The organism is Erwinia sp. (assembly GCF_031978025.1).
Lineage (GTDB): Bacteria > Pseudomonadota > Gammaproteobacteria > Enterobacterales > Enterobacteriaceae > Erwinia.
The window spans coordinates 1,724-13,271 of sequence record NZ_DALZCD010000105.1; the positions used below are offsets into that span (position 1 = coordinate 1,724).

Annotated in this window: 10 protein-coding genes and 1 pseudogene; 5 read left to right on the top strand and 6 right to left on the bottom strand. The window is 54.4% G+C overall.

The window, feature by feature from the left end; all coding sequences use genetic code 11:
* From RTK32_RS10335 to RTK32_RS10345, 3 genes and pseudogenes are all read right to left on the bottom strand, one after another.
* Positions 1-763: pseudogene (locus tag RTK32_RS10335) on the bottom strand (efflux RND transporter periplasmic adaptor subunit); the annotation flags it as partial.
* A gap of 73 nt (positions 764-836) precedes the next feature.
* Positions 837-1,451 (bottom strand): TetR/AcrR family transcriptional regulator, encoded by a 615-nt coding sequence (locus tag RTK32_RS10340; protein ID WP_312043634.1) that lies wholly within the window; start codon positions 1,449-1,451, stop codon positions 837-839.
* Between the two features lie 182 nt (positions 1,452-1,633).
* Positions 1,634-3,610 (bottom strand): sigma 54-interacting transcriptional regulator, encoded by a 1,977-nt coding sequence (locus RTK32_RS10345; protein ID WP_312043636.1) that lies wholly within the window; start codon positions 3,608-3,610, stop codon positions 1,634-1,636.
* Between the two features lie 185 nt (positions 3,611-3,795).
* Between RTK32_RS10345 and RTK32_RS10350 the strand changes: the two genes are divergently transcribed.
* The 3 genes from RTK32_RS10350 to RTK32_RS10360 are packed head-to-tail and all read left to right on the top strand — an operon-like array spanning position 3,796 to position 7,046.
* On the top strand, positions 3,796-5,244 hold the full coding sequence (locus tag RTK32_RS10350) for a sugar porter family MFS transporter (protein WP_312043638.1): 1,449 nt from the start codon (positions 3,796-3,798) through the stop codon (positions 5,242-5,244).
* Positions 5,245-5,256: 12 nt separating this feature from the next.
* Positions 5,257-6,267: a Gfo/Idh/MocA family oxidoreductase gene (locus RTK32_RS10355; RefSeq protein WP_312043652.1), complete on the top strand. Its 1,011-nt coding sequence runs from the start codon at positions 5,257-5,259 to the stop codon at positions 6,265-6,267.
* The gene (locus RTK32_RS10360; RefSeq protein WP_312043640.1) at positions 6,267-7,046 is read left to right on the top strand and encodes a TIM barrel protein; all 780 of its coding nucleotides are present in this window, start codon (positions 6,267-6,269) and stop codon (positions 7,044-7,046) included. The genes RTK32_RS10355 and RTK32_RS10360 overlap by 1 nt, the downstream gene beginning before the upstream one ends.
* 123 nt (positions 7,047-7,169) lie before the next feature.
* Here RTK32_RS10360 and RTK32_RS10365 read toward each other — a convergent pair whose 3' ends face one another.
* The gene (locus RTK32_RS10365; protein WP_312043642.1) at positions 7,170-8,156 is read right to left on the bottom strand and encodes an SDR family oxidoreductase; all 987 of its coding nucleotides are present in this window, start codon (positions 8,154-8,156) and stop codon (positions 7,170-7,172) included.
* Between the two features lie 897 nt (positions 8,157-9,053).
* Between RTK32_RS10365 and RTK32_RS10370 the strand changes: the two genes are divergently transcribed.
* Positions 9,054-9,650: a DUF1349 domain-containing protein gene (locus RTK32_RS10370; protein WP_312043644.1), complete on the top strand. Its 597-nt coding sequence runs from the start codon at positions 9,054-9,056 to the stop codon at positions 9,648-9,650.
* Positions 9,651-9,769: 119 nt separating this feature from the next.
* Here RTK32_RS10370 and RTK32_RS10375 read toward each other — a convergent pair whose 3' ends face one another.
* Positions 9,770-9,964 carry a hypothetical protein gene (locus RTK32_RS10375; protein WP_312043645.1) on the bottom strand — a complete coding sequence of 65 codons (195 nt, stop codon included), beginning with the start codon at positions 9,962-9,964 and terminating at the stop codon, positions 9,770-9,772.
* Positions 9,965-10,608: 644 nt separating this feature from the next.
* On the opposite strand from RTK32_RS10375, the gene RTK32_RS10380 reads away from it, so the two are divergent.
* Positions 10,609-11,052, top strand: a complete 444-nt coding sequence (locus tag RTK32_RS10380; protein ID WP_312043648.1) for a type II toxin-antitoxin system RatA family toxin — start codon at positions 10,609-10,611, stop codon at positions 11,050-11,052.
* Between the two features lie 50 nt (positions 11,053-11,102).
* Here RTK32_RS10380 and RTK32_RS10385 read toward each other — a convergent pair.
* A partial coding sequence (locus RTK32_RS10385; RefSeq protein WP_312043650.1) for a hypothetical protein occupies positions 11,103-11,548 on the bottom strand: 446 nt, incomplete at its 5' end.

Consider the following 11,548-nt stretch of genomic DNA (forward strand, 5'->3'; position numbering starts at 1 on the left):
CCTCAAAAGTACGCGTTGTCGCATCCGCCTAGGCAGACAGCTCACGTAGCCTGGCCTCACCGGTGTGCTGGCTGCCGTAAAGGCTGGCCGTCGCCACTGAGCCAGGCTGCGGCCGCAGCGTTTCGGGCAGGCTCACCCTCGCCTCACGCTGACCCGCGCGGGCAAGACGCACGACGGTCTGACCAGCGCTGACCACCTGCCCCGGTTCGGCCAGGGTGTCCACTATCACGCCGTCGGAGTCAGCGCTAAGCACGGCATACTGAGAGGCATTAAGCGCCACGCGTGCCTGGGCCTGTGCGGCGCTGAGATCGGCTCTTGCAGAATCTGCGGCTGCACGGCTCTGGCTGTAAGACGAAACCGAGACTGCACCAGTACTCACCAAACTGCGATAACGGCGCTCGTCATCAGCTGTCTGACGGGCTCTGGCGGCGGCTGCGTTTACTGACTCCTGAGCCGCACGCGCCTGTAGAGTCAGGTCGGCCATATCCAGCTTCATCAGGGGCTGGCCGCGCCTGACGCTTTGCCCTTGATCGACCAGGCGTTCAAGTACCTTACCTGAAACGCGAAAGCCAAGGTCGCTCTGAAAGCGTGCTGCCACAATCCCGGTAAAATCGCGTGACTGATCGGGCGCAGGCTGCACTTCGGCGCTTCTGATAAGGGGCGGACGGGTACGTGGATCGTCCGCTGAAGAGGAAGGTTCGCCGCACGCGGTCAGCAGGACCGGCAGCAGACAGACGGGCAAAAATGGAGAGAGCCGGAGCATGGGTGGCCTTACTTAATAACAGGATGAGGAGGCCATACTCCGACCTGTGACCAAAAAAGTCAATAGTCACTCATTACGGGGCGAGGCTTCTCAGCACCAGCGAAGCCAGACGACCGGCATCTTCTTCAGCGGTATCAAGCGCGGCCTGCAGCTGTACCGGATCGGCATAGGGCCTCAGCACCAGGTAAACAGCCGCAGCCGTTTCGTCTAGCGGGGTTTTACGCTCAAACTCTCCTGCAGCACGCCCTTCTCGTAAAATGCTCAGGATGATCTCGTGTAGCCAGACTTCATGCCGCACGGCCGAGGACCACCGTTCCCGTGAGGCCACCGCCGCGATGTCAAAAAGTCGACGTTCCCGGAAGAAAAGCTCGCCACCAGCCAGCGTCAGTGACTGAAAAAGTCGCCTTACTTTCTCCGTCGCCGAAGGCGCGTCCGCCAGCGCAGCGTGCAGACGTTGCGTAATCTGCGTAAGACAGGTGGCGCAGATGACCTCGCCTATCTCCTGCTTTGAACTGAAAAACTTATAGATATACGCCTTGGAGAAGCCCACCGAGCGGGCAAGATCGGATACGGTGGTTTTTTCAAAGCCGTAGTGGCTGAAGTACTCCATAGCGGCATTAACAATCTGGTCGCGAAGGGTGTGATCGGACGGGCCACGCGTGGCGGCAGGAAATTTTTGTTCAGCCATTTTTCAGTTTTGCTCAATAAGCTCCCGTTGACGAAAGGTGACCATACTACTTTCTGGTCACCATCTTAATACCTGTTGCGCCGCTCTGTGTTTCCCAGGATTCTCCCGGCGTGATCGAGATAACTACCCCGCTACCGGCACCTCTTCTGGTACAGCTCAAAGCGGTATCGTGAGCATAGTCTTTACACCGGGCTGCGCATATTCTTGCGCAAGGCGATGATATCTACCTGCCACTGATTTAATTTATTGTAAAGCGCGGTACGTGAAATCCCAAGCAGCTGTGCCGACTGACGCATATTCCCCTTATTTGCACTCAGGACCTCAAGCACGTGCTGGCGTTCTTTCTCCTGCAGCGAAGCCTGTCCGGTCACAGGCGGCACAACAGCAGCTTCCTGGATCATCTCCTCAGGTAAATCCTGTCGGCTGATTTCGAGTTCCTCACCCAGATTCACCATTCTTTCGACCAGGTTTTCCAGCTCGCGCACGTTGCCAGGCCACGGCCAGGCCTGTAAACAGGCCATCGCCTGCGGTGAGACGGCGGGCGCGATGCGTTTTAGCCGGTTACAAAGCGCCTGAATAAAGGTATTTACCAGGCCAGGAATATCTTCACGCCGCTCTCGCAGCGGGGGAACCGTGAGAGAGACAACGTTCAGGCGATAGTACAGATCGCGTCGAAAAGCGCCTTTCTCCACGGCATCGGACAAATTACAGTGGGTGGCGGCAATAATGCGTACGTTGACCTTGAGAGGACGTGCGGCGCCAATGCGCACCACTTCTCCCTCCTGGATCACGCGGAGCAGGCTGGTCTGCGCTTCCAGAGGCATTTCGCCGATTTCGTCGAGGAATAACGTCCCCCCATCGGCCAGTTCAAATTTTCCGGCCGATCCGCCGCGCCGCGAGCCTGTAAACGCGCCATCGACATAGCCAAACAGCTCGCTTTGCACCAGATCTCGTGGCAGCGCGCCGCAGTTCAGCGCGACGAAAGGTTCCTGGTGACGCGGGCTGGCATTGTGGATCGCCTGGGCGAACAGCTCTTTGCCCGTGCCGCTTTCCCCCGTCAGCAGCACGGTACTGTCGGTGCGGCTACTGGCCCTGGCTTTCTGAATAGCCTGCTGCATCGGCAGCGAATGCCCGCGGATCATATCGAATGTATAACTGGCGCTCACGCCCATTACTCGCCGGGTAATGGCACGAATGCGCTGATTTTCGCGCAGCGACAATACACGACCACCGTCGGGTGCAGGCATCAGCGAGACCAGGCAGGAGACAGGTTCTCTGCCGCCGGGCATAAAAAGCAGCTCACGATCGTTACAGAAAGGCAGGGTAAGCAGCGAGACATCCTGCGGACACAGCAGTGCATCAACGGATCCGGCGTCCGGATCGATATCGCAAAAAATCTGGCGGGCATAGCGATTAAGGGTTTTGATGCTGCCGTAGCGATCGCAGACGATAACGCCTTCATTCAGGGTTTCCAGAATGGATTGCTGCTCGGCCAGTAAATGACGCAACAGCAGCTGCTGGCCTATCGTTTCCGCTGCCGCCTGAACGGTGCCCAGCGTATGCGTATTGAAGTTATCCGGCGTAGCGGTAAGCGTTAATACGCCAGTCAGCTTTCCGTCTTTATCCCGTACCGGCGCGGCAGCGCACTGCCGATGCCTGTTACGCAAATCCAGCTTCCAGTTTTCACCGCTCAGCACGTAAACCAGCCGTTGTTCGATCAGGCAACGCGCAGTGCAGTTAGTTCCCAGCACATCCTCACGCAGAATGCTGCCGACAGGCGTCAGATCGGCACCGCAATAATACAGCGTTACGCCTTCTGCATCGGTCAGGTTGATATGGCCATCCGGATTATAGGCCAGCAGATTTTCCATAATGCTGCGTGCGACCTGAATCATCTCTGCATTCTGCTCAAGAATAGTGGCCAGTTCCTGCGGCGAAGGAGAAATATAGCTGAACGTCCCCGGATCGATATTAAGCGCCTGAGAACGTTGCCAGGATTGTAAGATGGTCGGCCGCACCCAGCCAGGCCATTGGCCGGCCGTAAAAGCATGCCAGCCTTGCCACAGCAGGCTATCCGATTCCATTACTTCCGTGCTGTCCGGCAGGCGGAAGATAGGGTCGCTCTCGTCTTTAAAAGGTAACCGGTTCAGGTTTTTCATCTGCGCATCCTGTCGATGATGGACTGTCCATTTTATTGACATGTTAAGTTGACATGTAAATTTTGTTTCCAGTTTGTGATCTCTAAACGTGTGGCACTTCACATTACCGGCCACATTGCGGTTGGCATCGCCTTTGCAATACCCCTTACAGACAAGTTGAAAGCGTTAAAAGAAAAGGGGTTGTGATGCGTAAACATAATATCCGGTTGATTCTGTTCATCTGCTCCATTGCTTCACTCAGCGGCGTAATCCTTGGCTATGACGCTTCGGTTATCTCCGGCGTGATTGAACCCTTAACGGAACATCTCAACCTTTCTCCCTGGGAAAGCGGCTGGGCTGTTTCAAATGTCATTCTGGGATGCGTGGCAGGCGCGTGGGGCGTCGGCTACGTTTCAGACCGTATTGGCCGCAAGCCCACGTTGATTATCACCGCCGTCCTGTTTGTTATATCAGCGATAGGATCCGCTCTCGCCCATTCGCTAACGGGCTTTGTGCTTTACCGATTAATCGGTGGGCTGGCAGTGGGGATGGCGTCAGCCATTACCCCGCTGTATATCGCGGAAATCTCCCCCAAGGACTGGCGCGGCCGTATGCTTGGCTTACAGCAAATGCTGATGGTCGGGGGCCAGGTCACGGTATACGTCGTGAATTATCTGATTGCGCGCGGTATGCCCCATGCCTGGATTGTCAGCGAAGGCTGGCGCTGGATGCTGGCTTCCGGCGTAGTGCCCTGTGCGCTGTTCCTGCTGCTGGTGCCGATGATGCCGGAATCCCCTCGCTGGCTGGCGCTAAAGGGCAAAACGGACCAGGCTCGCCAGGTGCTGACCCGCTTGTCTAACGCACAGCACGCCGGGCGTTTACTTACGGAGATCCTTGCCTCATCTCAGCATACAGAGACTCAAAACAGCCAGCACGGCATCTTGCGTGACCCGCGTGCGCGCTACATTTTGCTGATAGGGTGCGCCATTGCGGTTCTCCAGCAGGTTTCAGGTATTAATATCCTGCTCTATTACGCGCCATCCCTGCTGCAGAATATTACCGGTAGCACGCAGGACTCCCTGTTCCAGAGCATCTTTCTTGGCGTAGCGCTGCTGGTGGGTGTGGCTGTCTGTCTGAGCACGATTGACCGCTTCGGCCGGACGCTGCTGCTGCGCTGGGGGGCAATAGGTTGTGCGCTTTGCCTGATTTTCACCTCATGGGCCTTTATCGCGCAGATTGACGGCCTGCTGCCGGTGATCGGGCTGGTGGCCTTTGTCCTGATCTTCGGTCTGTCGTGGAGCCTCGGCGCGTGGCTGCTGATTTCTGAAATATTCCCTAACCGCATCCGTGCCGTGGCGATGGGCTTCGCTTTCTCTTCCATGTACGTAGCGAATTTTATCGTTACGCAAAGTTTTCCCATGATGAACCGCAGCGCGCTGCTGATGACCCATTTCCACGGTGCGTTTCCGCTGATGCTGTGCGCGGTGGGATGTCTGGTGGCGTTCTGGTTTGTGCAGCGTTTCCTGCCTGAAACCCGTGGCGTCTCTCTTGAACATATCGAACCGCTGATGCTGTCGAAATCCCGCCGCTTCGCTGCTACGGCGCAGCGGCCTGTTGAATCTTCCCTGCCCGAGTGGGCAAACCCTAAACAATAAGGAGTTTCTGTGATGATGAAAACTGTGCGCGTAGGTCTTATCGGGGCAGGACGGATGGGCAGTTTCCATGCTGAAAATCTTGCCTGGCGTGTTCCGGGAGCCGTGCTGGCGGCCATAGCCGACCCGCAGCCCGGCGCAGCGGAGAAACTGGCGCAGCGGCTCGGCGTGGCTAAAGCCTACAGCGATCTGCATGCGCTGTTGCAGGATCCCGATATTGACGCCATTGCCATTGCTGCCCCGGCACGCACCCATGCTGAATGGGTAATAGCGGCCGCGACGGCAGGAAAACATGTTTTTTGCGAGAAGCCGATGGCCGTTACGCTTGAGGAAGCCGATCGCGCGATTGCGGCGGCCAAAAATGCCGGTGTGGTATTGCAGGTCGGTTTCAATCGCCGTTTTGACAGCGGCTTTGCCGCGGCGATTGCGACAGTGAAATCAGGTGAAAATGGCACGACTCAGCTAAGCCGTTCGGTCACCCGTGATCCGGCCTTACGCGACCCGGCCCCTATTCCCCAATGGACCATTTTCCTCGAAACGCTTATTCATGATTTCGATACGCTGCTGCATTTTAACCCCGGCGCAAAACCGGTGGAAGTCTACGCGTTAGCCGACGCGCTGGTGCGTCCGGACTTTAAAGACAAAGGTCTTCTGGATACCTCGGTAGTGACTATCCGTTTTGACAATGGCGCCATCGCGACGGCAGAAGCCAATTTTCAGGCGGTGTATGGTTACGACGTCCGCGGTGAAGTCTTCGGCAGTAAAGGGATGCTGCAGGCGGGCCATATCAATGCGACCCACTGCGTACGCTATCATCAGGGCGGTATCGCCATTGAAACCTCCCGGATGGATTCCGAGTTGCTGCGGGAAGCCTACGTATCGGAGATGGAGGAGTTTGCCCGCTGTATTCTTAACGATGAAACACCCCGTGCCACGGGTGACGATGCGCGTAACGCGCTGGCAATCGCGCTGGCCTGTATCGAATCAGTCAAGAAAGGCCACCCCATCAAAATGGATGCACGCTGATGAGCACTTATCAACTTTCCGTTTGCGCCGAAATGGTATTCCTTGAGCTGCCGTTTGTAGAGCGAGTGAAACGCATTCATGCCCTCGGGTTTGGCGTAGAAATCTGGGGATGGGCCGATAAAGACATTGAGGGGCTGGTCGCCACTGGCGCACGCTTCACGTCCATGACCGGCTACCTCAGCGGCAATCTGACCGATGACGACGACATCCGGCAACTGTTGCAAAGCGCGGAAGCCTCGCTGGCGGTCGCAGAACGACTGCAGTGTCCGGCTCTGAACCTTCACGGAACCGGGCTGGATAACAGAGGATTGCCGGTCAAGCCGGTAGCGGTGGTCACAGGCCCGATGTGGCTTAAGGCCGTGGAGACCTTGCGCCAGGTGGCCCTGCTGGGCGAACGCGCCGGGAGAATGTTTACGCTGGAGAACCTTAATCTGCCTGTCGACCATCCGGGCACGCCGTTTGCGCTGGCGGCCGATACACAGGCCCTGGTCAGCGCCGTTAACAGCCCCGCGTTGAAAATGAATCTTGACTTGTATCATGCACAAATTGGCGAAGGGAACCTGATTGAGCTTATTCGTCACAGCCAAAAGCACATCGGTGAAATTCAGGTGGCTGACGTGCCGGGCCGAAAAGAACCCGGTACCGGCGAGATCAATTATAAGGCAGTGGCACAAGCCTTGCGGGATATTGACTACCAGGGCACGGTCGCGCTGGAAGGCTGGGCATCAGAGGATTCAGTAGCGGCACTGGAAGCCTTCCGTGAGGCCTTCACGCAGTAACAGTCTGTTAGCATTTAACTGGTCGGATGAAGGGCGCTCAATGAGCGCCCTTTTCTTTCAACCGGCGGCCTTCAATGCAGAAAAACCGCGGTGCTCTGCCCTTTCCCTGTCCGCAACGACGCTTTAACGACGACGCAAGCTGCGTAACCCCAGCCAGGCCACGGCGGCTACGCCCAGGATTGCCAGACCGGGGTTATTGACGTTCAGGTTAAGCGCACGCTGTTCCGCTTTTTCATCAAAGCGACCGTGGCTGCGGTGCAGTCCTTCAACAGGCTGATGCAGGTTATCCGGACGGTCGGCAACTTCCGGCTCCTCGGTGATCTGGCCACTCCAGCCCTGTTTCGCCATCATACGGTCAAGCAGGCCCGGAAACAGCATATTGCCAACGATAGACTGCATAGTGGAACGCCCGACCCAGACTTCCCTTGGCGCCTGACGAGCAGCTTTGAGGATGGCGCGAGCGGCGACCTCCGGCTGAAAAATGGGTGCCATGGGCTGAACTGTGTTGCCCATTTTGTTACGCGACCAGTCAAACTGAGGGGTATTAACGCCTGGCAGATGGACCATCGTCAGCCGAATCGAACTTTTGTTATGCAGGAGTTCGCTACGCAATGAATCCGTAAAGCCACGGATTGCCGCTTTAGCCGCGCAGTAAGCGGACTGTAGCGGGACAGAACGGTAAGCGAGCGCTGACCCTACCTGCACAATGACCCCTTTATCACGTTCTCCCATCAGCGTGAGCGCGGCGCGCGTGCCGTGAACGCAACCCAGATACGTCACGTCGGTGACGCGTTGAAATTCTTCGTCAGTGATATCCGTAACAGGCGCGAGCACGGTCAGCATGGCGGCGTTAACCCAGACATCAATAGGCCCAAGTTCCGCTTCAATTTTGCGGCCAGCGGCCAGCAGCGCGCCACCATCTGCCACATCTACCGCCACGCCTGATGCCGGCACACCAAATAATTTTAACTCTTCAATCGTCTCTTTTACGCTTTGTTCACCACGACCAATCACCGCTACGGCATAGCCTGCTTCAGCAAAGGCCTGAGCGCTGGCGCGTCCTACGCCAGCCGTGCCGCCCGTAATAACCGCCACTTTTTCCTGCAACATAATTGTTCCTTATAAACCGCTGTGTCGCGGCTGTCTGATCGATGAGAAATGATAAATGTACGAATTTTCGTTATCTGAGTATGGCAGGCTGCTGAAAAATAGCTGATTGATTACAGGACTGAGCGGGATAAAAGGAAAAAACGCCTGCCGAAGCTCGCGGCAGGACGAGGCCCACAACAGCAAGCTTGCAGGTATCGCCTCCCCTTAGCGGCAAAGAAAATCAGCATCATTCAGAGCGCCAGCCCCGCGGTTAAGGATGGCGCCCCACTCTCTGCCACGCCGGTTTCGGCTTACCCCTCGTGACGAGTAACAGGCTTAAACTCGCAGGCACGACAGGCAGCTCGTGAATCTACCTGAACAGGCTGATGCCGGGGCGGACGTCTGAGCCGCAAAATTTTTCGGGCACGCCAGGACGGCATTGAGGCGTCTGGTTCAGAAGGTAACCTGAGCATCAGCGTCAATAGCATTGCGATGTATATCGACTTAGCTGACAACCTGCGTACCTGGGCGGATGCGGGCAGCTAAGGAAGCGACTAAACGGGCAATTGATCCGTAAGAAGGGACGGATGCCCCGCTTCAGGCCCTGAATCAGCCGATAATTTCACCTGCTGCGTATAATGGCCAGTCGTGCGCCTGTGCTGGTTTCACCTGTCGACATGGATAAAAAGCAATTTTCGCCATAACGGAACCGATTCGGCAACGATCGGCTACGCTGACAGGATGCACATCACAGGTGTTTTAATACCCTGCGGCCTGGATCATAAGTTTGTTTAAAAGGTTCATCACCCCCCTTTAGCATTAATCAACAGCTGCTTATGATGGACGTTACCCCATTTTGATCCATCAAAGAAAATGCAAAACGGTCTGTCTGATAAACACTGAACAGGGAGAAAACGGATGGTTGTTATTGATTCGCTGAAAGCAGAAGCAGGCGTCTGGATTAACCGGCCCGATGAGTATTCGTTTGAGAGTGGGAAGCTAAGGTTAACCACGGCAGACAACACGGATTTCTGGGAGCAAACTTATTATGGGTTTCAGCGCCACACCGGTCATGCTTATGGATTTTACGTAGAGGAAGACTTTACTCTGCAGGTAAAGGTGATGGCTGATTTTTGCCAGCTGTACGACCAGGCGGGTATTTTCATCAGGGATGACGAACAGCATTGGGTTAAAGCAGGGATTGAATTTAATGACGATCGGTCATCGATAGGCTGTGTCGTTACACGTGAAAAGTCTGACTGGTCAACCGGTCTGTTCCCGGGTAATCCCCAGGTTTTCTGGATGCGCGCTACGCTGGAAAACGAGGCATTAAGGATCCAGTATTCGACAGACGGCGAAATATGGCCGCTGTTAAGGCTCTGCCACTGGCCAAAAGCTAAACAACGCTTTATAGGGGTGATGGGCTGTACGCCGGAGAGGCAAGGACTTGAAATTACCTTTGCTGATTTCAGCATAGGGCTTCCGTCAGGTAAACCGCTGCACGACCTGACATAAGCCTGGTCATCATGTTGTGGGCGTCGGCCGTCTCAGCACGACTCTGGCGCCTTTAAAATCGTTGGGCTGAAGTCCCCTCACCGGCTATCCTTTATTGCTTTTAAATCGGTCGCAACCTTTTACTTCCCCTCACTTGAGACGATTTTATTGACAATAAAACCAGATATAAGCACGGCTAACGCTGTAGTAAAGAACAGTGTTAATAAAGGATGCGTTGTATAAGGAAAATAACCTGAAATAAAATAGATCACTAAACAGGTTATGGTGCAGGTAAATACCATCATCAGCACTCTCTCTTTACTTAAAATACTCATGCCCACCCCTTTAATTTATTACATATATTAGCAATAATTATAATATAAAAACCTTACAGCAAACCTGAAAAAAACGCCAGAGGCCAGTCAAACACCTCAAGCTTTTTTGAGAAAAAAATAACACAAATATCTAATATTTAAGTTTTTATTAACAGCTTACTTATACGGTGATAAGTGTTGCTGTTTATTATTTCGCATCCTTTTTTTACGAAATAAAAACGCAGGTTACAGCCCAATAAAATGGCTCAGGCATCACGCTGATTGCGTAACCGGTAGTTCTACGTAATGGAGCGATCTGCTTACTACAGATTAACAAAGGCTCTGTCAGCAATATCCGCTTCTGGCACAGAACGGCTCTGCGATACAGGCTGTAGCATTGCCCCCCTCCCTTTATAAGCCAGCTCTGAAAACAGAAAACAGCGCCAGCATAGCGGGCAGCCATTTTCCCTGAAAAAAACGGGCATTATATCGGTAGAGAAACGACTATCATGCCGGTACATTTGCACTTACCCCAGGCCAGCGCGTTATTTTCTGCCTGTTACGGATCCTTTTGCGGCAGATCAACAAACGTCGGGAAATAACTTATTAGCCTTTGGCGGCGGCCAGACCGGCTGCACGCGATGCCAGACAGGCTAAGGGTAAAGATGACGACTTTTGAAAAACGTATTCAGGTGAATTTCAGCCAGAACCAGATGTATAACCTTGTCGCCGATGTCGCCGCTTACCCCGAATTTATCCCCTGGTGTCGTCAGGTTGCAATCCTTGATAACCAACCCGACGTCAAACTGGTGCGCATCGGACTACGTTTTAAGCAGCTTCCTGAACTCAGCCTCACGACCCGCGCGACTTTCCATCCTGCTGCTTCACTGCATTTGCGGCTGGTAAGCGGGTCTTTTCTTTCACAGTTTGAAGGCGACTGGCATTTCGAGGCCAGCGGGGAAGAAACCTGCCTTGTGACGTTCGTGGTGAAATATCGCTTCGCTAATAGTCTGCTCCGGCTGACCCTCGCCCCTTTTTTCAGTCTGATGGTTAGTACGTTGCCAGGAATATTTATTCAGCGGGCGAAGGAAATTTATCAGCATGACTAAAGGCATCGCGACAGCAAAAATTAACCTTCTTCACGCGGTAGCCTGCCTGCTTAATAAGCCACGGCCTTACTGACAACTATGCCATAGTCGCTGCTTCTTTTATAAATCTGAACGTTTTTTGCGGCCGAGGCGCGTTCGTAAGGTTCGCACACAATGATCTTTTTCTTTAATTCAGGTTCGTAAATTTCCATACCGCCACAGCCGTGACGACCGCCACTCGTCCACTGGCCAGCGGCGGTGTAGTGGCTTTCACGATCGGCAGTCAGGTAGAGTACCGTATACAAGAGCATGCAGAGCACGGAAGCAGAAAGCAGAAGCAATCCCGCAGCCAGTTTTAAGCCGTGGCGCAGATCCCCAACAACATTTTTCGATTTCAACCAGATAAATAGCGCGACGGTAAGCGGTAAGGAAAGCACGCAAATCAGCCACAGGGAACGAGTATTGCCCCAGGTAGGTTGCCAGACGCTATTTTTCGACAAGATAAACAGAAACAGCG